The 21,231-nt window shown below is 53.2% G+C and carries 19 protein-coding genes; 12 read left to right on the top strand and 7 right to left on the bottom strand.

Translation table 11 applies throughout. The features are described from left to right. Positions 1-104: 104 nt before the first annotated feature. Together gcvP and SOJ49_RS13545 are read left to right on the top strand one after the other, a co-directional pair. Positions 105-3,050 carry an aminomethyl-transferring glycine dehydrogenase gene (gcvP, locus tag SOJ49_RS13540; protein WP_369855026.1) on the top strand — a complete coding sequence of 982 codons (2,946 nt, stop codon included), beginning with the start codon at positions 105-107 and terminating at the stop codon, positions 3,048-3,050. 152 nt (positions 3,051-3,202) lie between these two features. Continuing rightward, positions 3,203-3,370, top strand: a complete 168-nt coding sequence (locus tag SOJ49_RS13545; protein ID WP_369855027.1) for a hypothetical protein — start codon at positions 3,203-3,205, stop codon at positions 3,368-3,370. A gap of 477 nt (positions 3,371-3,847) precedes the next feature. On the opposite strand, the gene SOJ49_RS13550 is transcribed toward SOJ49_RS13545, so the two are convergent. Next, positions 3,848-4,099 carry a hypothetical protein gene (locus tag SOJ49_RS13550; RefSeq protein WP_369855028.1) on the bottom strand — a complete coding sequence of 84 codons (252 nt, stop codon included), beginning with the start codon at positions 4,097-4,099 and terminating at the stop codon, positions 3,848-3,850. 483 nt (positions 4,100-4,582) lie between these two features. Here SOJ49_RS13550 and SOJ49_RS13555 point away from each other — a divergent pair, with 483 nt between their 5' ends. The 7 genes from SOJ49_RS13555 to SOJ49_RS13585 all read left to right on the top strand — a co-directional run bounded on the left by SOJ49_RS13555 (position 4,583) and on the right by SOJ49_RS13585 (position 11,389). Continuing rightward, positions 4,583-5,029, top strand: a complete 447-nt coding sequence (locus SOJ49_RS13555) for a bacteriohemerythrin (RefSeq protein ID WP_369855029.1) — start codon at positions 4,583-4,585, stop codon at positions 5,027-5,029. 557 nt (positions 5,030-5,586) lie between these two features. Next, entirely contained in the window at positions 5,587-5,940 is a 354-nt protein-coding gene (locus SOJ49_RS13560) for a hypothetical protein (RefSeq protein WP_369855030.1), read from the top strand. A 58-nt stretch (positions 5,941-5,998) separates the two neighbouring features. Beyond that, a complete protein-coding gene (locus tag SOJ49_RS13565) occupies positions 5,999-6,982 on the top strand; it encodes a LysR family transcriptional regulator (RefSeq protein ID WP_369855031.1) in 984 nt (327 codons plus the stop codon). 162 nt (positions 6,983-7,144) lie between these two features. Beyond that, positions 7,145-8,143: an ABC transporter substrate-binding protein gene (locus tag SOJ49_RS13570; protein ID WP_369855032.1), complete on the top strand. Its 999-nt coding sequence runs from the start codon at positions 7,145-7,147 to the stop codon at positions 8,141-8,143. A 10-nt stretch (positions 8,144-8,153) separates the two neighbouring features. Then, entirely contained in the window at positions 8,154-8,957 is an 804-nt protein-coding gene (locus SOJ49_RS13575) for an ABC transporter permease (protein WP_369855033.1), read from the top strand. After that, positions 8,945-9,781, top strand: coding sequence for an ABC transporter ATP-binding protein (locus SOJ49_RS13580; protein ID WP_369855034.1), 837 nt, complete (start codon positions 8,945-8,947; stop codon positions 9,779-9,781). Before SOJ49_RS13575 ends, SOJ49_RS13580 begins: the two co-directional genes overlap by 13 nt. Positions 9,782-9,793: 12 nt before the next feature. After that, a complete protein-coding gene (locus SOJ49_RS13585) occupies positions 9,794-11,389 on the top strand; it encodes a GMC family oxidoreductase (RefSeq protein ID WP_369855035.1) in 1,596 nt (531 codons plus the stop codon). Between the two features lie 153 nt (positions 11,390-11,542). Here the strand turns inward: SOJ49_RS13585 and argE are convergent, their stop codons facing one another. From argE to SOJ49_RS13605, 4 genes are all read right to left on the bottom strand, one after another. Then, positions 11,543-12,724: an acetylornithine deacetylase gene (gene argE / locus SOJ49_RS13590; RefSeq protein WP_369855037.1), complete on the bottom strand. Its 1,182-nt coding sequence runs from the start codon at positions 12,722-12,724 to the stop codon at positions 11,543-11,545. 43 nt (positions 12,725-12,767) lie between these two features. After that, a complete protein-coding gene (locus tag SOJ49_RS13595) occupies positions 12,768-13,439 on the bottom strand; it encodes a DUF1028 domain-containing protein (protein WP_369855038.1) in 672 nt (223 codons plus the stop codon). Beyond that, positions 13,436-13,867 carry a RidA family protein gene (locus tag SOJ49_RS13600; protein WP_369855039.1) on the bottom strand — a complete coding sequence of 144 codons (432 nt, stop codon included), beginning with the start codon at positions 13,865-13,867 and terminating at the stop codon, positions 13,436-13,438. The genes SOJ49_RS13595 and SOJ49_RS13600 overlap by 4 nt, the downstream gene beginning before the upstream one ends. Before the next feature lie 108 nt (positions 13,868-13,975). Then, positions 13,976-15,241 carry a flavin-containing monooxygenase gene (locus SOJ49_RS13605; RefSeq protein WP_369855040.1) on the bottom strand — a complete coding sequence of 422 codons (1,266 nt, stop codon included), beginning with the start codon at positions 15,239-15,241 and terminating at the stop codon, positions 13,976-13,978. Between the two features lie 545 nt (positions 15,242-15,786). Here SOJ49_RS13605 and SOJ49_RS13610 point away from each other — a divergent pair. Then, positions 15,787-17,271, top strand: a complete 1,485-nt coding sequence (locus SOJ49_RS13610) for an aldehyde dehydrogenase (RefSeq protein WP_369855041.1) — start codon at positions 15,787-15,789, stop codon at positions 17,269-17,271. Positions 17,272-17,473: 202 nt separating this feature from the next. Here SOJ49_RS13610 and SOJ49_RS13615 read toward each other — a convergent pair whose 3' ends face one another. Then, positions 17,474-17,662, bottom strand: a complete 189-nt coding sequence (locus tag SOJ49_RS13615) for a hypothetical protein (RefSeq protein ID WP_369855042.1) — start codon at positions 17,660-17,662, stop codon at positions 17,474-17,476. A 411-nt stretch (positions 17,663-18,073) separates the two neighbouring features. After that, a complete protein-coding gene (locus tag SOJ49_RS13620) occupies positions 18,074-18,670 on the bottom strand; it encodes a Spy/CpxP family protein refolding chaperone (RefSeq protein ID WP_369855043.1) in 597 nt (198 codons plus the stop codon). 334 nt (positions 18,671-19,004) lie between these two features. On the opposite strand from SOJ49_RS13620, the gene SOJ49_RS13625 reads away from it, so the two are divergent. Next, the gene (locus SOJ49_RS13625; RefSeq protein ID WP_369855044.1) at positions 19,005-20,633 is read left to right on the top strand and encodes an NAD(P)/FAD-dependent oxidoreductase; all 1,629 of its coding nucleotides are present in this window, start codon (positions 19,005-19,007) and stop codon (positions 20,631-20,633) included. A gap of 114 nt (positions 20,634-20,747) precedes the next feature. Beyond that, positions 20,748-21,173 carry a hypothetical protein gene (locus tag SOJ49_RS13630; protein ID WP_369855045.1) on the top strand — a complete coding sequence of 142 codons (426 nt, stop codon included), beginning with the start codon at positions 20,748-20,750 and terminating at the stop codon, positions 21,171-21,173. The last annotated feature ends 58 nt before the right edge of the window (positions 21,174-21,231 follow it).

Consider the following 21,231-nt stretch of genomic DNA (forward strand, 5'->3'; position numbering starts at 1 on the left):
AGTGACGCAACACCGCGCGCAACCCTGCTGCCGCACAGCAGCACACATTCGAACCTCTGACTCCTCAGGGGTTCTTTGCTTTTAAACTGAGGGTAACCTTCTCAATGACACCCACTCTGTCACTGCAACAACTGGAACAACGCGATGCCTTTGTAGGTCGCCACATTGCCTCAAACGGCACAGGAATTGACCACGTCGAAGCCGATGCCATGCTAGCTACGGTGAATGCCGACTCCATCGACGCGCTGACGGCCGAAATCGTCCCGGCCGATATCTTACGAGCGCCATTCCTCGCTATTGCCGACAGCAAGACAGAATTTGACGCATTGAACTATCTGCGTACCTTAGCCAGCCGGAACAAAGTCTTCAAAAGCTACATTGGCCTCGGCTACCACGACACCATTATTCCGCCGGTCATTCTGCGCAACGTGCTGGAAAACCCCGGCTGGTACACCGCCTACACGCCATATCAGCCAGAAATCGCCCAAGGTCGTTTGGAAGCGCTGCTGAACTTCCAGCAAATGGTCATCGACATGACCGGCATGGAACTGGCCAACGCCTCGCTACTGGATGAAGGCAGCGCCGCCGCCGAAGCCATGGCGATGGCCAAACGCTCGGTCAAGAAGAACAAATCCAACACCTTCTTTATTGATCAAAACTGCCTGCCGCAAACCATCGACGTAGTCAAAACCCGCGCCGAAGCCTTTGGTTGGGACATTCTGGTTGGCCCGGCTGACGCCGCCGCCAGCGCCGACGTATTTGGTGCACTGTTCCAATATCCGGGTAAAAACGGTGACGTGCGTGATTTCACCGCCATCATCGACGCCCTGCACAACAACAACGCCCTGGTCGCCATCGCCACCGACCTGATGGCTCTGGTAACCCTGAAATCTCCCGGTGAGATGGGTGCCGACATTGTCCTCGGCAACGCCCAGCATTTTGGCGTACCTATGGGCTTTGGTGGCCCTCATGCCGCCTTCTTTGCCACCCGCGACGCCTTCAAACGCTCGATTCCCGGCCGTATTATCGGTGTCTCCATCGACGCCCAGGGCAAACCGGCCCTGCGCATGGCACTGCAAACCCGCGAACAACATATTCGCCGCGAGAAGGCCAACTCCAACATCTGTACCGCCCAGGTATTACTGGCCAACCTGTCGTCGTTCTATGCCGTTTACCACGGCCCGACGGGTCTGAAGACCATTGCCGCTCGCATCCACCGTTTGACCGATATTCTTGCGGCTGGTCTGACTTCAGACGCTGGCAAAGCCGCTGGTATTAAACTGGTCACCAGCAGCTGGTTCGATACCCTGACCATTAAAGTAAACGACCGCGCCGCCGTACTGGCCCGCGCCGAAACCGCTGAAATCAACCTGCGTGACGATCAGGCGTTAGGCATCGACACAGACACACTCGGTATCACTCTGGGTGAAAAAACCAACACGGCCGACGTGCAACAGCTGTTCGACGTGATTCTGGGTACCAATAAAGACAGCCACAAACTCGACGTGTACACCCTCGACGCCAGTATCGTTGCCACAGGTTCCACCTCTGTGCCCGCCGAACTGGTACGTACCAGCAACTTTCTGACTCATCCAACCTTCAACCAGTACCACAGCGAGCACGACATGTTGCGCTACCTGAAGCGTCTGGAGTCGAAGGATTTAGCCATGAACCACAGCATGATCACGCTGGGTTCCTGCACCATGAAACTCAACGCCACCACCGAAATGATCCCGGTGACCTGGCCAGAATTCGCCAACATCCACCCATTCGCACCCAAGTCCCAGACCCAGGGCTACGAAGCAATGATCGGCGAACTGGACGGTTACCTGCGCGCCATCACCGGCTTCGACGCCATCTGTATGCAGCCGAACTCCGGCGCACAAGGCGAATACGCCGGTTTGCTGGCAATCAAGAAATACCACGAGAGCCGTGGCGAAGGTCACCGCAACGTCTGCCTGATTCCGCGCTCCGCCCACGGCACCAACCCGGCATCTGCCCAGATGGCCTCCATGCGCGTGGTCGTCACCAACTGCGACGCCCAGGGCAACGTTGACTTCGACGACCTCAAAGCCAAGGCCGAAGAATTAAAAGACCAGCTCTCCTGCCTGATGCTGACCTACCCGTCGACCCACGGCATTTATGAACAAGGTGTCAAAGAAATCTGCGACCTGATTCACGCCAACGGCGGCATGGTGTACATGGACGGTGCCAACCTCAACGCCCAGGTCGGCATTACCCAGCCCGCCTTTATCGGCGCTGACGTATCCCACATGAACCTGCACAAAACCTTCGCCATTCCCCACGGTGGTGGCGGCCCCGGCATGGGTCCGATTGGCGTCACCGCCGCACTGGCTCCCTTTGTCGCCAACCACGCCGTACGCCCGATAGACAACGAAGCCAAAGGCAACAGCGCGGTATCGTCTGCCCCCTACGGCTCTGCCAGCATTCTGCCGATCAGCTGGATGTACATCACCCTGATGGGCGGCAACGGTCTGCGCCTCGCCACCCAGAACGCCCTGCTGAAAGCCAACTACCTGGCCAAACGCCTGAGTGACCACTACCCGATTCTGTACTCCGGCCAGAACGGCCGCGTGGCACACGAATGCATCGTCGACCTGCGCCCAATCAAAGCCGAAACCGGCATCACCGAAGTCGACATTGCCAAGCGCTTGATGGACTACGGCTTCCACGCCCCAACCATGTCTTTCCCAGTGGCGGGCACCTTCATGATCGAACCGACCGAGTCTGAATCCAAAGCCGAAATCGACCGCTTTGCCGACGCTATGATCGCCATCAAAGGTGAAATTGACGCCGTCCAACGGGGTCAACTGGACGCCGAAAACAACCCGCTGAAACACGCCCCCCACACCGCCGAAGTCGTCACCGTTGGTGAATGGGATCGGCCGTACAGCCGCGAACAAGCCGTATACCCCACCAAAAACCTCGGTGCCCACAAGTTCTGGCCAAGCGTGGGTCGTATTGATGACGTGTATGGCGATCGGAATTTGATCTGTTCCTGCCCGGCGATTGAACACTACGAGGATTGATTTTCTGGCAGGCCGTTGATGTTTGTTTTCGAGGCAGTCAACGCAAGGCAAAAACAGGAGAAAAGAGGGAGTTTATGGCTAATAAACAACCGATTTGAACCTGTTTTTGACACCGTAGTGGCAACGCAGATAGCAGGTCAGCAGCCTGCTAGATGATAATTCCGGTACTCCAAACAGTAGCGACATGGCTGCTGATGTTCTCGACCTTAATCGGTTCTGCCATAGCAACAGCGGCGACGTTAGAAGGTAAGAAGACGGTTTTTCTGCTCGACAAGAAAGGCCATACGTTTGAAATCGCTACAGTGGTGTTTGAGCCCTGACGGTGATACCAGCCGTTATAAGCTGAGTTTGAGCCACCGGTTTCAAGGATTTCTTGCTGTCGATGAAGGATATGAAATGCCTGGAAGGCCCGGAGTTAATGTGCCATTTAGCCTGCCCCTATTCTCAACCCCATACCGTCAGCCGAGATAACCTAAGCTGTCGGTGCCATAATTTGCTGTTTATGTTCAAACAACCGGCGGAATTCGGGGCGAATTTCTGGAATGGTGTGTATTTCGACCTGCCGATTAAAGGGGGGTGATCAAGGGGCAAAGCCCAGACCAAACCGGCGTAGCGAATCTTGCGGGTCACGCTCCAGTCGTATTTGGTGATTTGGCTTCCCCAATCTAACAACCAGCAAAAGCCCAAACCTTGGGCGAATTATCATTTCCCTATCACATCCTTGTATTTTGCTGCTCAACAACGGTAGCGCCATCTATTTAAGGATCGTTCAATCGATAGGATTGGATGGATCCAGGTTAGCCGGAGGCTCTTTTTGTTATCGGGCTAATCTGCCCTGCTTCCGGGAGCTCCAGACCAGTCATTAGCCAGTAAGCATACTCAGGCCACACCGTGCCGAGAACTGCTAGTTCGGATGCTTTCATTTCATTCTCGCGCCGTTTCACCTTGTGCCACTTCCCTGACTTGATACCAGTTTGCTGTTCCAGCCATGGCATCTTCACTTGTTCCAGATCCAGCAATAGATTTAATCTATCTACTACATCACCCACTATTTATAATTCCAATTTACCCATATTGGGTATTTATGCCTAATATAGGCAAAAGGTGTTGGAGCACCGATCACCATCGAAATTGATTTCACAGCCTACCACGAACTGCCTGTTTCCCGGCAGTCTGGTTGGGTCAGGAGGTTCTATGTCCTGTTTTTCCATATTTTCTATCCGAGTCATTCCTGATGCGCTTGGGTTGGAGCAGCTTTTGTCCTGATCATTAACGAGCATGAGCTGGAGCGCTCTGACGGTCACGATGACAGCGGTTGTTATCACCATGGCAGCCACCTCGATATGGGTATTATCCAGGCATGAGCTGGGGTATCCAGCTGCGATCAAGGCCTTGTTGGTAGTGTTGGCGTTGCTGTTGGTTGTCGGTCAGTTAGTCATTCTAAGTGTGGCCAGGTAACAGGCGGCTGTCACGGAGTCGGGGGCATTTCAACCCGCGTATTTTTATGATCCCATTAAGTTAGGAAGGAACCTGTGCAGCCATTTCATTGGAACCCGGAGTTTGAAACCGGCATTGATATTATTGATACCCAACACAAACGTATCTTTGACTATTTACAAGAGGTCGACGCTGCTATAACGCAGCGGGACGACCTTAAAATTCGGGCAGTGGCCAAGGCCTTGATTGACTATTCCATTTCACATAACGCGTTTGAAGAAAGCCTGATGGAGCAAGCCAATTACCCGGTGTTGGCGGCTCATGCCAAGGTTCACGAGGCCTTTCGGCAACGAGCGATCAGTTACGACCAGCGGCTGGAAACAGGTGAAGACAGTATCAAGGTCGCCAAGGAGGTGCGTTCGGATATTGGCTTGTGGTTAACCAATCATATTCAACGCGATGACAAGCATTATGTCCCCTATGTCAAAAAGACGCTGGAGGGCAACTTCGTTCGGCGGATGGTTAAACGCTTTTTTGCCTGAGTCAGCCAACGGTTCAGGTTGATATCAGTGATCAGGGGCGTTCTCAATTATTTAACATGCCCTGTCAGGGGGACAAATTCCGTCAGGTAAGGCGCTGGACGCCGAGAATAGCGAGTCCTTTCAAGTCCGACAACACCGCATAGCGGGATATTGACCCTGACCCTTCGGGCTGAGGCCAGTGGCTTCCAGCACGGCGTTATTCGTCACTTGTTTAACTCGCTAAACCGCGCTCCTCATGCCTTGTTCTGACACCAACGGGCTCTCAGCAGGCTCGGTTTAATCATTGAGAACTCCCCCTAATCAGTAACCTTGTTTTTCAACGTACCGTCTGGTCTCGGCCAGAACACGGTCGAACATCCCCAGCAGTTCGTCTATCTGATCTTTGGTAATAATCAGTAGTGGGCAGAAGGCAATGGCGCTGCCGAAAGTGTTGTCACGCTGGTAAATTTCCAGGGTTTTAAATGCCGTGGTAGGAGCGCTCGCGGGCGATAACCCTTTTCTTTGCCGGTTTGCCAATGGCGTTGAAGTAATAACGCAGCAGTTTCAACTGGGTATCGTTGGCGTCACTGCCGGAGTTGCCAAAGAATATATGGGCATTATTGACCGGTATTTATTGGCCGTTTAACAGTTTTTTTTACCACTTATCTGCCATGGTTTATGGCGCTGACATTGTATTGATTTTCAGCATAACAAAGACGAGGGAGATGCTTGATCACATATTCCATATCGTTACATTTGAAAATATTATACAGCACATGGCTGAAAATCCGCCCCCGTCGGTGTGTCTGCTGTCTGGTCTGGCCCTGTTGGATGTTTTGCTGGCCCTGTCAAAAACGCAATGGTTGCGTTCCTTAATCACGCTGGTGGCAAAGCTGGCAAGGAGTCTGCATAGGAATATCAATACCAGATAAGATTTTGCATTTGTTTTTCTGTGGCAAAACAGCCGCCAGAAAAAATGAGGAGATTGACATGAACCCCATGAACTTCACGCTGAAGCAGTTACGTTACTTTGCCGTTGCCGGTGAGCATCAAAGTGTCACCAAAGCCGCTGAGTTGTTGTACGTCTCGCAGCCGTCGATTTCGTCGGCAATTTTGCATCTGGAAGATGTCACCGGCCTCAAACTGTTTATTCGTCACCACGCTCAAGGACTGAGCCTGACACCACAAGGGCTGGCGTTTTACCGCAAAACCCGCAATCTGCTGAAAGAAGCAGAAAGCCTGGCCCAGTTTGCCAGCAGCCTGGGCACAGAGATTTCCGGCACCTTGAAAGTGGCGGGCTTTCCGACCGTTACCGGTGCGGTGTTACCCAGCATTCTGAAACGTTTTGTCGACCAGTACCCCTCGGTGTATGTGGACTGCCGCGAGTTACACCAGAAAGATCTGATTCAGGGTATTCAGGATTGTGCCTATGAAATCGGTATCACCTACGACATGGAATTGCCTAGCAGTGTCTCCTTTGAACCACTGGTATCACTGCCGCCGTATGCCGTTGTCAATCGTGAGCATGGTTTGAGCCAGCGCACGTCGGTATCCATGGCGGAATTGGCACCATTGCCATTAGTGATGCTGGATTGGCCAGTCAGCCGTCAATATTTTATGTCGCTGTTTATCTCCCTCGGCCTCAACCCTAATTGTGCCTACCGAACCCATTCCCTGAGTATGGCGCGGGGCATGGTGGCTAATGGCTTTGGTTACTCCTTGCTGAATATGCCGCTGTCTCAAGACAGTGACACAGACAATCTGGTCGCCATCCCTATTGAAGACGACCTGGTGTCTTTGACCATGGGTGTCGTGAAGTTGTCGGAGTCGGTGCCAACCCCCGCAGCCAGCGCCTTTATTAAGGAAATAAAAAAATACATGTCGGAGTTCAGCGATATACAACTCGGAGAAGTCAGCTCGGTGACCATGCCATTACTGGCGGCAAACAGCTTGCCAACAAGCGCCCTTATATGAGGCGCTTTCTTTTATCTTGCACTATGGATTGGCATTATTTGCCTGAATAATAAAACATGATTCAGGCCTAAGGAAAAAGATAATTGATGAACCCCACCCCGACAGGATTAACTTTTGGAGAACCGAATATGAAAACTCTGAATCTTCACGTGGGGCACTTACATGAAAACGAACGGCATTATTTCCTGTATTCGCAAGATAACGCTGGGTTCCGTATTGGCGCTATCAACAGCAACCATGATAACCACCACCGCGAATGCGGGTGAGTTATCCATTGGCCACACCACCTGGGTTGGTTATGGCACCTTGTATCTGGCTCGTGACCTGGGTTACTTCAAGGAAAAAGGCTTGACCGTCGATCTTAAAACCATCGAAGAGTCATCCATGTACATGGCAGCACAAGCGTCGGGTCACCTCGATGGCTCAGCCTCGACTGTCGATGAGATTCTGAAATATCGCCCCAAGTTCTGCTTTGAATCGGTAGTGGCACTGGACGACAGTTACGGCGGTGATGGCATTCTGGTGGGTGACGATGTGAACTCGTTGCAAGACCTGAAAGGTAAACAGGTTGCAGTGAACGAAGGCTCTGTTTCCCAGTTCTGGTTATCTTACTTACTCAAGCAAAACGGCATGAGCCTGAAAGATCTGAAAATCCAGAATATGACCGCCGACGATGCCGCCAGCGCCTTTATGGCCGGACGTATTCCTGCTGCCGTTACCTGGGAACCTCATTTGTCCATGGTGCGTGCCAAGAAAACCGGCAAGGTGCTGATCGACAGCAGCACAACCCCTGGCGTGATTGTGGATGTGGTCGCGCTCAGCTGCAGTGTTATCAAGAACCAGCCAGACGATGTCAAAGCCCTGGTTGATGGCCTCTATCGTGCGGTCGAATACATCAAGCAACACCCGCAGGAAGCCTATGCCATCATGTCCAAGGGCGTAGGTGGTTACCTGTCTGACCCGGCTGAGTTTGCCGCTGCCGCTGCCAATGTCCGTTTCTACGACAAGGCCATGAATGAAAAACTGTTCGGCACCAGCAACAAGCCGGGTGATATCGCCAGTCTGATTACCACGGCGAATGACACCTGGAGCGCGCTGCAACAAACCGAACTCAATGTGACCTACGACCAGCTGATCAACAGCGACTTCGTGGCGCAGTGAGGAGTTTTTGATGTCAAGCAAACGCGGTGTACTGAACACCTGTTTGACTCCTCGGGAGGAGCTGCCAAAGCAGCTCGTTCTCGGCACAGGTTTAATCGGCTGGAGTCTGGTGTTATTGATCTGGGTGACTTTTTCAGTCACCGAAATCGTTCCGAAAATGTTCCTGCCATCACCATTGGATGTCTTTGACGCTGGCGTTCGTATGGCTAAAAACGGCTCTCTGGCGGTGCATATCTGGGCCAGTTTTCAGGTCGTTATTATTGGTTTCTTTATTTCTTCGATCGTCGCCGTGCCGCTGGGACTGATGATGGGCAGTTTTCGCATTGTGCAGGCGTTTCTGGAACCGCTGGTCAACTTTATGCGCTACCTGCCAGTCACCTCGTTCGTGCCACTGTTTATTCTTTGGATTGGTATTGGTCTGGAGCAGCGTGTCACGGTGATTATTTTTGGGGTGTTTTTCCAGCAACTGGTGATGATTGCCGATATTGCCCGTGGCGTTCCCAAAGACTTGATGCAGGCAGCCTACACTCTTGGTGCCAGCCGTCGTGAGGTGATGACCCACGTTATTGCGCCAGCCTCGCTGCCGGGCGTTCTGGACACCTTGCGAGTCACCATTGGTTGGGCCTGGACCTATCTGGTGGTTGCCGAGCTGGTCGCCGCATCCAGTGGCCTGGGGTATATCAGCCTCAAGGCCATGCGTGGCTTCCAGGTCGATATTATCTTTCTGGCCATCATGATTATTGGTTTGCTGGGTCTGATTACCGACCAGTTTTTCCGGGTTTTACGCAAGAGGTTAGGTTCATGGGACAGCTGAACACCACACACGCCGTCGCGACCCACACCGATGACACCACTCTTGATCACCCTGTGCAGTTGTCGATTGAAAACGTCACGTTGCGTTTCCCCAAGCCAGACGGCGGTGAATTTACGGCACTCGATAACGTCTGCATGGAAGTTCGTGATCAGGAATTTGCCGTAATTGTCGGGCCGTCTGGCTGCGGCAAATCCAGTCTGTTATTTCTGACGGCTGGTTTGAGTCATCCCACTGAAGGGCAAATTCGGGTAGCGGGTGAAACAGTCACCGAGCCGGGGCCTGACCGGGGCATGGTGTTTCAGGGCTACACTCTGTTCCCATGGCTCACCGTTAGGGAAAACATTGAATTCGGATTGAAGCGCAAACGTGTGCCAGCACCAGAACGCAGCGATATTGTTGCGCATTATCTGAAGGAAGTGGGGCTGGAGAACTTTGCCGATAACTACCCCAAACAGCTGTCTGGCGGTATGAAACAGCGCGTGGCCATTGCCAGAGCACTGGCCAACGACCCGAAAATCCTGCTGATGGACGAACCGTTTGGTGCACTCGACAGCCAGACCCGGCTGCAAATGCAACAGCTGTTGTTACGGGTGTGGGAACACAAGAAAAAAACTGTGGTGTTTGTGACTCACGATATCGACGAAGCCATTTTGCTAGGCGATCGACTGTTCGTCATGGGTGCGCGTCCGGGTCATATTCGGGAAATCATTAACGTCGACATTCCCCACCCCCGCACTCTGAGTCTGGCTATGGAACCCGAATTTATCGCGCTCAAGCGTCGCGTTATGGCGCTGTTGCATGATGATCTGGATGAAATCCATTAAAGGGGACGCGTTATGCAAACGACAGAATCGTTCGATTATATCATTGTAGGTGCGGGTTCGGCTGGCTCGGTGATTGCCAATCGCCTGAGTGCCAACCCGGATGTTCAGGTATTACTGCTAGAAGCGGGCGGCAGTGACAACAGCCTGCGCGTGCAGATACCAGCTGGCACCATTACGCTTTATAAAAGCCAGGTGTATAGCTGGAACTACTTTTCCGTTCCGCAACATGAGCTGAACAACCGCCAGCTGCATTGCCCCCGAGGCAAGGCGCTGGGCGGTTCGGCCTCGATGAACAGCATGATTTACATTCGTGGCCATGCCAGTGACTACGACCAATGGGAGCAGGCCGGTTGCCCCGGTTGGGGCTGGCAAGATGTGCTGCCCTTGTTCCGCAAATCCGAACATAACCTGCTGGCCCAGTCCGCAGACTTTCATGGTCAACAAGGCGAGTTGCTGGTTGATAAACCCAAAGATCCTAACCCCTTCAGCTACCGTTTTTTACAAGCCGCCAAAAGCGCTCTGGGGGTTCAGCAAAACTCCGATTTCAACGGTGCCACACTGGCAGGCTGCGGCATCTACAACCTGACCCAGAAAGACGGCAAACGGCTGTCCAGCTACCAGGCTTTTGTCGCCCCGGTACTGGACACCCGTATCAATTTGACCGTACGAACAGGCTGCCAGGTTGAACAACTGACGTTCGAAGGCAAGCGAGTGACCGGCATGGTGGTCAACGACAACGGCCAGCGCAAGACCTTGAACGCCAGCCGGGAAGTGGTGCTCAGCGCCGGTTCACTCGGGTCACCGCATATTCTGATGAAGTCCGGCATTGGCCCCGCGCAACAGCTTCGGGCTGCCGGTATTGAGCCAGTGGTTGATCTGCCCGGCGTTGGCCAGAACCTGCAAGATCATCTCGATGGTCTGGTAACGGTGCGTTCGAAGAACACCACCACCCTGGGCTTTTCCTTCGGTGCCTTGCCCAGCATTCTGACCTCGCCATTACGTTACCTGGCCAACCGCAAGGGCTGGCTGACCACCAATTATGTGGAAGCCGGTGGTTTTTTCAAAACACCGCTGGCAGGCGATATTCCCGATGTACAGTTTCACTATGTACCGGGCTACCGCAGTCACCGTGGACGACTGTTCGAATGGGGCCACGGCTACGCCATTCACGTCTGTGTGTTACGGCCAAAAAGCATCGGTGAATTACGTCTGGCAGCAGATCAATCGCTGGCGCTGGATTACAATTTTCTGTCAAACATGGACGACGCCAAGGTGCTGATCGAAGGTCTGAAGCTGGCCCGTAGGGTATTGGCAGACAACACCTACGATGACGTTCGTGGCAAGGAAATGCTGCCCGGTGCTGCCGTGCAAACCGACGCAGAATTATTGGCCTATATTCGTGAATACGGTGCCACGGTGTTCCATCCGGTGGGCACCTGCAAGATGGGGATGGATGATTTGGCAGTAGTTACCCCGGAGCTGAAAGTTCGGGGCATCGAAGGGTTGCGAATAGCGGATGCCTCCATCATGCCAACACTGATCAGTGGTAACACCAATGCTCCCTGCATCATGATTGGTGAGAAGGCAGCGGAGCTGATGTTGCAGTAAAACCGATGGGCAGGATGACTACGCACCTGCCCTTCATCTCACATCTCACATCTCACATCTCACATCTCACATCTCACATCTCACATCTCACATCTCACATCTCACATCTCACATCTCACAGCTCACAGCTCACAGCTCCACATGCACGCATGACTAGTCCGCTTGGCTGGATACCGCTTGCTCTGCCAGTAGCGCCACCAGCCGCTGCATCATCACTTCGCACTGTGCCAGTTGGGCCGCTTCAACAAACTCGTCCGGCTTGTGGCCCTGATCCATACTGCCCGGCCCGCAGACCACGGTAGGAATCCCCAGCGCCTGACAAAACAAGCCGCCTTCAGTACCAAAGTTAATGGTGTGCAAACCCGGTTGATCCGTCAGTTGCCGCACAAAATGAATGACGTCGGCATCACTGGCGGTGGTCAGACCGGGATATTCACTGGTCATACGGCAATCAATTCGACAGCCAGTATCAAGGGCTTGCATCTCTTGCTGCAACTCGTTGGCGTATTGCTTGAATAACGCCAGGAGATCCTGCGGTGATTCTGTGGCGATGTTGCGGAATTCAAACACAAACTCACAGTGGTCAGGGACGATATTCAACGCCGTGCCACCTTGAATCGTACCGGTATGCACCGTGGTGAAAGGAATTTCATAGCCATCGGCAAACGGGCCATTGTGTTGTTTATCGCGTGCCAGCTGTTCCAGCCAGACCACCATCCGGGCAGCGTAGTTGACGGCATTAACACCAAGCGGAGCCATACCGGAATGGCAGGCTTTGCCCGTCACCGTCACCTTGCCAGCCAGCTTGCCCTTGTGGGCAGTAACAATTTGCATGCTGGTGGGTTCGCCAATAATCGCCATAGCCGGTTGGATCGGCAGCGTTTGAACGGTATCTATCAGCCTGCGGACACCCAGGCAGCCAATTTCCTCGTCGTAAGAAAATGCCAGATGGATTGGCATGACTAACGGCTGCTTCACCATGTCAGGCACAGCAGCCAGCACCACGGCGATAAAACCTTTCATATCGGTGGTGCCACGGCCATACCAGCGGCCTTGCTGTGCAGTCAGTTCAAACGGCGGGAAATGCCAGTGCTGACCCGCCACCGGCACCGTATCGGTATGGCCAGATAACATCACGCCAGGGATGTCTTGCGGCCCAATAGTGGTGTAGAGGTTGGCTTTCTCGCCGCTCTCATCATGAATCAGCGTACTGTCGACGCCATGCTGTTGAAGGTAGTTCTGAATAAAATGCATCAGCGCCAGGTTGGAATGAACACTGGTGGTGTCAAAACCAATCAGCGTTTCTAACAGTGTGCGGGTCAGTGCTGTTGCCATAGCAGTCTCATCGGGTGGCTAAAGGACAGGCTGAAAAGCCGATTTATTCGTTACCCGGCACACCAAACGCACTGGCATCAGCCGGTTGTTTGGCCCGCTTCACATAATCGTCAATTTGCGGCTGATACTGCTCCCAGACCATTCGCAACTCATGAATCGGGCTTACGTGCCAGTCCACACGTAAATCCACCACGGGCCAATCCGGCTCAGCACTGACTTGTAGACCGGCGGAAAATACCGGCCCCATTTCGCCACCAGCTTTCAGACCCGCTTCCAAAGCGATCAGCAGACGTTCAGCCAAATGACCGGTTGAGTGCTCAAAAGCATCGATCATGGCATCTGGCACATGGGTACTGGCCAGCAGGTTACCCATGGCGAGACAGTGTTGCCCGACCCGAGTCGCATTGATGCCTAATGCTTCTTTGCCACTGAAGGTAATGCCCCGACCCTGCGCATCCAGCACGCCCACCTGGCGCCAGTCGAGATAACGGTCAGCCTGCTGCAGATACTTCAACACTTCATCCGGGGCACAGCCCTGTGCCATATAGTGCAAGGCCAGTGGCCCCAGATCAGGGTTGGTGACATTCTGGCTCAACGCCACCCCGACACCTGAGCGGGTGTAGGCACAACGACTGGCGACGCAAATGCTGGATGATGTAATGGCACAACCGACCATGCCGGTGTCCTGGCAGATCCCCGCAACGGAAAAGGTCATCGAGCTTCCCCTGCCACCGTATCGGGAATAACAGCAATCACATCAATTTCCATCAGCCATTCAGGCTGGCCCAACCCGGCGACCACCAGTCCGGTTGAGATCGGAAAAACGCCTTTCAGCCATTTGCCGGTTTCTTGATACACCGCTTCACGAAACCGGGGGTCGGTAATATAGGTGGTGGTTTTGACGATATGAGAGAGATCAGATCCGGCTTCTTGCAGTAACTGCTGGACGTTTTTCATCGCCTGTTCCGCTTGGGCACGAGGATCCCCCAGACCAATCAGCTTGCCGTTAAAGTCCGTCCCGACCTGCCCTCGGAGATACACGGTATTGCCTGCTTTCACCGCCTGGCAGAGATCATTGTCAAGACTCTGGTTCGGGTAGGTCTCTCGGGTGTTAAACATACGTATACGAGTGTGTGTCGGCATCTATCGGCTCCGAATAAACAAGAAAATAACCCGCGCAATCAGGCTGGTAACAAGAGTCGATGGCGATGATGATCGTGCGGCATCACCGCCACCGGGTTGAGCATGCAGTTAACGCTGTGCAGCATCCTTGTAGTCTGCATACTTGCGCTGGGTCTCAATGTGATCAGCGATGTGCTTGGCGTCATGCCACACACCCCAGATAAAGGTCGATCCTCGACGCGACAGCCATGGCAAGCCGACAAAATACACACCGGGTTCACTCGATACGCCACGTTGGTGGCGGGGTTTGCCCTGCTCATCAAACGCATCCACCTGCAGCCAGCTAAAATCCTGGCTGAAACCGGTCGCCCAGATGATGGAGGTAATACCCGCCGCCTTCAGGTCAAGCTCAAGCAAGGGATTGGTCATGCATTGCGGATCTGGCAGCATGATTCTGGCTTCCGGCTCTGGCGGCAGATCCAGCCCATTACGTTCGATATAGGCATCCGCTGCATCCAGCAACGAGAAGTAGTTTTCATCGCCGTTACGGATGTTGTCGCACAGATTGTTGGCAAAGATGGCGCGGCCGTTATGAAATGTTTTGGTCAACCCCACCAGTGTCATGCCCTGTTGTGCCAGACGACGAAAATCAATGGTATGGCCACCTCGGGCACCACTGACGGCAATGGTAACGTGCTCTTTGCCGGGGCTAACTTCCTCCGCGTCCCACAACCCCAGAACTCCCAGCCACCAGACAAAATCGCGGTTACGATAAGCGCGTGGCGGACGGTCATGGGCACCAACAGACAGATAGACCTGTTTGCCAGAGCGTTGCAGTTCATCGGCAATTTGCACCCCGGAAGAACCGGCACCCACCACCAGCACATTCCCTGCGGGTAATTGCGGTGGATTGCGGTATTCAGCCGAATGGATTTGTAATATCGAGTCATCGGCAGGCGCAATAGCCGGGATCAGCGGTTGCTGAAATGGCCCTGTAGCCGCCACGACATGATTGGCCGTGATGACGCCATCGGATGTCTCTATGGTGAACCCGGCACGGTTCCTATTACGAGTGACTCGCGTCACCTCAACACCGGTTCGAACCGGTGCATTCATTTTTCTGGCGTATTCAACAAAGTAATCGGCGACACGTTCTTTGGCGGCAAATTCATCGGGTGCCATATCCTGAAATTGCAGACCGGGAAACCGGTCGTGCCAGACGGGGCCATTGGCAACCAAAGAATCCCACCGCTGACTGCGCCAGCGCTCGGCTATTCGGTTGCGTTCCAGTATCAGGTGGGGAATATCCAGTTTGGTCAGGTGTTCGCTGATGGCGATACCCGCCTGACCTGCGCCAACAACTAGCGTATCGATATCAAGGGTATGGGTTGTCATAACTCTGCCAGTCTCATCATTAATCAGAAGCGCTGCTACGTGAAAAGACAGCGCGCTTACAGCCAGCCTCGCTGACGGCGATGTCCGCAGCGGATTTCTGTTCGTCAGGCAGAGCATTAAAAGACCAGGCCGACACCCCACAGCGACACCAAACCCATATTCTGTGACGGGCCAGGTGCTGGAGTGTCGGTTTGACCTTCAGATAACGCCCTGACTGAAGCTATTGACCGAGACTAGGAAGAAAATGGAATGCCTTAAAATATTTTTATTTATAAAGCTGCATTGATAATACTGATCCAGAAATATCTGCCGTGAATCAGCCGCTGGCGCAAGGCTGAACAATAAACAGTCAGGGTTTCTTTATAGAAAAATACAATGCAGTGGTCAGGTAAAATGTATTTTAAAGACGCGATGTCTCGATTAGCCTCTGTTTGGATTACACGTATTTTCAGAGCGCATTCAAAAACGCCGCGAACGATGGTTAATATTTTATTGTCGAGCACGGCGGTTTGGGGATGTGCCCGCTCGTATTACCCGAGGGCACTATGACACGCTTCAGCAAACAGTACTGGTTAGAGCAGCAACAGCAGCTAAACATGCCCAGACAGGCATGGATTAACGGTGAATATGTTGACGCCAGTGACGGTGCCACCTACGACACCATCAACCCTGCCACCGGCGCAACACTGACCGCTACAACAGCCTGTAGCACCGACGATGTGGGTCGCGCAGTCGGGGCCGCCAAAGCTACTTTTGCATCCGGCGTATGGGCCGATCAGTCACCGGCAGAGCGTAAAGCGGTGCTGAAAAAACTGGCGATGCTGATTCTGCAACAGCGCGAAACCTTTGCCTTGATGGAATCCCTCAACGTCGGCAAACCAGTGATGGACTGCTACAACATTGATATCCCCGGTGCCGCCGGATGTTTTGAATGGTACGCCGAAGCCATCGACAAACTCTATGGTGAAGTCGCCCCCACCAACAGTGCCAATATCGCCACCATTACCCGTGAGCCGGTGGGCGTAGTGGCCGCCATTGTGCCGTGGAATTTCCCACTCGATATCGCCGCCTGGAAACTGGCTCCAGCGCTGATCAGCGGTAACTCCGTGATCCTGAAACCCGCCGAACAATCCCCGATGACCGCACTGAAACTGGCGGAGCTGGCCAAAGAGGCCGGTTTGCCCGATGGCGTACTGAACGTGGTGACCGGTTACGGCGACGTCGTCGGCAAGGCACTCGGTCTGCATATGGATGTCGACTGCGTCGCCTTTACCGGTTCTACCGCCGTCGGCAAGCTGTTTATGAGTTACTCAGCCCAGTCCAATATGAAACAGGTATGGCCAGAAACCGGCGGTAAAAGCCCGAATCTGATTTTTGCCGATTGTGATCTGGAGGCTGCTGTCGAACATGCCGCGCTGGGTATTTTCTTTAACCAGGGTGAAGTGTGCTCCGCCAACTCCCGCATTCTGGTGGAAAAGAGTATCTACGATGTGTTCGTTGAGAAATTTGTTGCCAAGGCCAAAGCGATGGCAGTCGGTGATCCCCTCGACCCGACCACGCAAGTGGGTGCTCTGGTTGATGCCAACCACGCTGCCAATGTTCGATCCCATATCCGCACAGCCATCAACCAAGGGGCGGAGCTGCTGACCGGCGGCTTGGGAGATGAGTCATCTTGTCTGGTTGAGCCAACAGTCTTTGGCAAGGTGTCAACGGATCTCGCCATTGCCCAGGACGAAGTCTTTGGCCCAGTCGCCGCCGTTATGGCTTTTGAAAATGAGGAGGAAGCGATCAGCATCGCCAACGACTCTATTTATGGCCTGGCTGCTTCGGTCTGGACACTGAATATCAATCGCGCTTATCGCGTCTCTCGCCGTTTGCGGGCCGGCACCGTCTCGGTGAACGCCATGGATGCGATTGACTACAGTGTGCCATTTGGTGGCTACAAACAGTCAGGTTTCGGCCGTGACCTGTCGCTGCATGCCATCGACAAGTTTACCCAGCTGAAAACAACCTGGATCACATTAGGCTAACGAGAAACAATAAATGGCAGAGTCAGCCACAACGGCTGGCAAACAGAATCAGGGAGAAGGTCTTTGAAGGGAGTGTTCAACAGAACTGGCAAAAATGGTATCTCAGGCTTGAGCCTGACTGTGGGGTGATCCTCACAGTCGGCCAATCACCTGTTTTACTGCTTATCGCAAGGCATAGCTTAACGCTGCCCTGCCATTGCCCTTAGTGGCTGAATTTGGTTTTTGCTACCTTGCTGAATACATCCTTGATGCTGAACATAACGCCAAAACTTGCGGCGGCGCCAGACATGATTTCAGCCAGATATTCAGTGCGTAATTCGCGCGCTTCAGCAATGCTGCGTTCAATAGTGTCGTTAGCTTGGGTAGTGGTATTGGTTTCGTTGTTGTTCATGAGAGTCGCTCCGGGTGATTGGCTGGTTGATGCGAGCATACTAAGTCTGAGCCACTCTTTTAAAAAGCGATCCTTTTTCAGTAGAATCATGAGAAAAACTAAGCATTTATATTAAAAATCACTGCATGTTTCAAAATGAGCCTGAACCATCAATCAGCAATGTCTGATATACCGTGCATTTCAGCCTAAAACCGCCATCAACGATGGCCAACCCGAGTAACATAGCTGCCTGTAAACCCTGAAGAATATTCATCCATAAAATACCTTTCTCCGTTTTTCTCGGCCTTTACCTTTAAAGGTGTCACCAGCGATGACGAAAAGGACAAGGCAACAATCGCTGAGAATGGACTTGCCCGTCGTGACCCCATGCAGACACATGGAGCCAGAGCAGCAATCAGGGACGACGATCCGTCAGTCTCGAAATGCGTGTTTTTTATCCATCAGTTGCTGACGTTGTTCCGACGACAGCAAGGCCATCATTTTGGTTTTTGCCTGAGTGCCGATCAGAAACATTTGCTGTTGCAGTTCCGCCAGCTTGCCATACGCCTTGTTGAGGGCTTTTTCGTCAAACTTTTCAGCAGCGTACAAATCACGGATTGTGTTGTGTATGTCCATCATTGCACCGGTAACAGCCCAGTGATCCTTGCGCATTTTATCGCGAATACCGGTCATATCTGCCCGCTGCCCATCGGTCAGATCAAGATCACGCCAGACCAATTCGCGCTCTTCTCCCATCCGGCCCATTGGCATCATGCCTGGCCCCATTGACATCATGCCGGGTCTCATATTGTCGGTATCGGCATGACGCATATGACGGCCGCCGCCATTCCTGCCATCCCGATCCCAGCCATCCCGATCCCTGCCATCGAAACAGGCATGCCCCTTCATACCGTCATCCCGCTCAGGCCGGTCATCATCCGCTGTCGCGGCCACCGATACAGCACCGAGCAGAATCGCCAAAACACTACCCGCAAGCGCTTTGCGGGAGTTGGTAAAAGCATTAATCATGGTTTTCTCCTGTAAATCACCCATCACCCCTTGAACCAGGGGTCAGTTGCTGGTTGGATCAAATCACCAGCGTTGCGCCGAGTATAGGGAACAAACCGCAGCTGAAAACGGCAGTACCCTGGGTATTGCATACATTTGCATCGCTACACAAAAACCGGATGGTTCCTGACATTAGAAAGACTTACCAGGCCTATCGATGAAGTGATTACCCGGCACACAGATCCGCACTGCCACTCGCGTCTACGGGCAGATTTTTTAATCAAACTGCCGTAAAATTTGCGTTCGCTTATTCAACATCATCCAAACCCCACCGCTCCGGGCACTGATACTTCCTATGATTCGACTGACCAATATCCAGCTTCCTCTTGATCACAATGACGCGGCTCTGGAAAACGCCATTGTATCCATGCTGGATATCAACGCTGAGCAACTGGTGCGCTTTGATATTTTTCGACGTGGCTACGATGCCAGAAAAAAAACCAGAATCCTGTTGATCTATACGCTGGATGTCGAAGTACAAGATGAGTCCGGCTTGCTGGAAAAATGTGCCGACAACCAGAACATCAAAGCAACCCCCGACCTCAACTATCATCCGGTTGCCAAAGCACCTGATGCGCTGACCGAGCGTCCGATCATCATCGGTTTCGGCCCCTGCGGTTTACTCGCCGGGCTGGTGTTGGCACAAATGGGTTACAAACCACTGATTCTCGAACGCGGTAAGGAAGTACGCGAACGCACCAAAGACACCTTTGGTTTTTGGCGCAAGCGTGAACTGAATACCGAATCCAACGTACAGTTCGGCGAAGGCGGTGCCGGGACGTTTTCCGACGGCAAACTGTATAGCCAGGTAAAAGACCCCAAACAATACAGCCGCAAAGTGCTGGAAGAATTTGTTGCAGCTGGTGCGCCCGACGAAATCCTGTATGTCAGCAAGCCTCATATCGGCACTTTCAGGCTGGTATCGATGGTGGAACAGATGCGGGCAACCATCATTGAGTTAGGTGGTGAAATACGCTTCAGTGCTCGTGTCGATGACCTGCACATTGAAAACGGTCAGGTAACGGGTGTTACTCTGAACAAGAGTGAGCGAGACAATGGTGAACATATTGCTTCCCGGCACATCGCACTGGCGGTTGGCCATAGCGCCCGCGATACCTTTGAGATGCTGCTCAACAAGGGTGTCTATATAGAAGCCAAGCCGTTTTCGATCGGTTTTCGTATCGAACACGAGCAGTCCGTCATCGACCAGGCCCGTTTTGGTCCAAACGCAGGCAACCCGATACTGGGGGCCGCCGACTACAAGCTGGTTCATCACTGCAAGAATGGCCGCTCTGTGTACAGCTTTTGTATGTGCCCTGGCGGTACAGTGGTCGCAGCCACCTCGGAAGAAAACCGCGTGGTCACCAATGGCATGAGCCAGTACTCACGCAACGAGCGTAACGCCAACAGCGCAGTCGTGGTCGGGATTGATCCGTCGGACTACCCCGGTGGGCCGCTGGCAGGCATTGAGTTGCAACGTCAGCTGGAGAGCCATGCCTATATTATGGGCGGCAGCAACTATGATGCCCCGGCGCAAACCGTTGGCGCTTTCCTGCGCGGCGAAAAACCTGAGCAACTGGGCACGGTGCAGCCATCGTTCAAACCCGGTATCAAGCTGACGGATTTATCTGACGCCTTGCCCGACTTCTGTATTGAGGCCATTCGCGAAGCAATCCCGGAGTTCAACAAGAAGATCAAGGGCTTCTCGTTTGATGGTGCCCTGCTCACCGGTGTTGAAACCCGCACCTCGGCGCCCATCAGTATCAAGCGCGACAACGACACCCTGCAAAGCATCAACACTCAAGGGTTATTCCCTGCCGGTGAGGGTGCTGGCTATGCCGGTGGTATTATGTCAGCGGCCATCGACGGCATCAAAATCGCCGAGGCCATGGCGTTAAGTATGAATACCAAACAGAGCGAATAGCCGCTCCTCTCAGAGCGCCAGAGAGCTATTTATTTATCCACTCTGGCGTCTACCGCTCACGGTTTTCCCTGTTATGCTGTGCCCCTCAACTATTCTCCTCGCAGGATATTTTCCATGGCTACTCCGATGCAAATCCCGCTGCCTTCTCCCCAAAAAGAACTGGCGCTCAACGGTGTGTGCAGTTACCACATTGAGGGTGAAACCCTGTATCTGGACGTTGCCGAGGTGGCTAGCCGCCGCAGTGCCGGCTCCGTCAGCGGCGGTCTATCGCTAGAAATCTGGGCACTGGAGTCGGCCTACAATAGCGGCAATTTTTCCGGTTATCTGATTGCCAGCCAGTCTTTGGGAAGCTTGAGTGGCCAGCATTGTTTTCGTAATTGTTCCGCCACCCTGCCGATGCAAATGCCAACGGAAGGTGTCTGGACTCTGGTACTGATGCTGCGTGAATCGACGGATGGAGGCCTGGTCACCCAGGATTACATTAATTTTTCTCAGCAGGTTCTGGCCGAATGCAAAATGACGCTGAGCCTTTGTAGCTAAAGAGCTGGCAGTATAAGGGCACTCCCGGCATACGGCCCCTGCCCGACAGAGCCTCTGA

Origin of the sequence: Candidatus Thalassolituus haligoni (genome assembly GCF_041222825.1) — a bacterium.
Taxonomy (GTDB): domain Bacteria; phylum Pseudomonadota; class Gammaproteobacteria; order Pseudomonadales; family Oceanobacteraceae; genus Oceanobacter; species Oceanobacter antarcticus.

What these genes read in the sequence shown, in the direction of transcription:
- SOJ49_RS13585 (WP_369855035.1), top strand. Translation starts at nt 9,794, where the DNA reads ATGCAAACGACAGAATCGTTCGATTATATCATTGTAGGTGCGGGTTCG.
- SOJ49_RS13630 (WP_369855045.1), top strand. Translation starts at nt 20,748, where the DNA reads ATGGCTACTCCGATGCAAATCCCGCTGCCTTCTCCCCAAAAAGAACTG.
- SOJ49_RS13605 (WP_369855040.1), bottom strand. Translation starts at nt 15,241, where the DNA reads ATGACAACCCATACCCTTGATATCGATACGCTAGTTGTTGGCGCAGGT.
- SOJ49_RS13610 (WP_369855041.1), top strand. Translation starts at nt 15,787, where the DNA reads ATGACACGCTTCAGCAAACAGTACTGGTTAGAGCAGCAACAGCAGCTA.
- SOJ49_RS13615 (WP_369855042.1), bottom strand. Translation starts at nt 17,662, where the DNA reads ATGAACAACAACGAAACCAATACCACTACCCAAGCTAACGACACTATT.
- SOJ49_RS13545 (WP_369855027.1), top strand. Translation starts at nt 3,203, where the DNA reads ATGATAATTCCGGTACTCCAAACAGTAGCGACATGGCTGCTGATGTTC.
- gcvP (WP_369855026.1), top strand. Translation starts at nt 105, where the DNA reads ATGACACCCACTCTGTCACTGCAACAACTGGAACAACGCGATGCCTTT.
- SOJ49_RS13565 (WP_369855031.1), top strand. Translation starts at nt 5,999, where the DNA reads ATGAACCCCATGAACTTCACGCTGAAGCAGTTACGTTACTTTGCCGTT.
- SOJ49_RS13595 (WP_369855038.1), bottom strand. Translation starts at nt 13,439, where the DNA reads ATGACCTTTTCCGTTGCGGGGATCTGCCAGGACACCGGCATGGTCGGT.
- argE (WP_369855037.1), bottom strand. Translation starts at nt 12,724, where the DNA reads ATGGCAACAGCACTGACCCGCACACTGTTAGAAACGCTGATTGGTTTT.
- SOJ49_RS13625 (WP_369855044.1), top strand. Translation starts at nt 19,005, where the DNA reads ATGATTCGACTGACCAATATCCAGCTTCCTCTTGATCACAATGACGCG.
- SOJ49_RS13620 (WP_369855043.1), bottom strand. Translation starts at nt 18,670, where the DNA reads ATGATTAATGCTTTTACCAACTCCCGCAAAGCGCTTGCGGGTAGTGTT.
- SOJ49_RS13580 (WP_369855034.1), top strand. Translation starts at nt 8,945, where the DNA reads ATGGGACAGCTGAACACCACACACGCCGTCGCGACCCACACCGATGAC.
- SOJ49_RS13575 (WP_369855033.1), top strand. Translation starts at nt 8,154, where the DNA reads ATGTCAAGCAAACGCGGTGTACTGAACACCTGTTTGACTCCTCGGGAG.
- SOJ49_RS13600 (WP_369855039.1), bottom strand. Translation starts at nt 13,867, where the DNA reads ATGCCGACACACACTCGTATACGTATGTTTAACACCCGAGAGACCTAC.
- SOJ49_RS13570 (WP_369855032.1), top strand. Translation starts at nt 7,145, where the DNA reads ATGAAAACGAACGGCATTATTTCCTGTATTCGCAAGATAACGCTGGGT.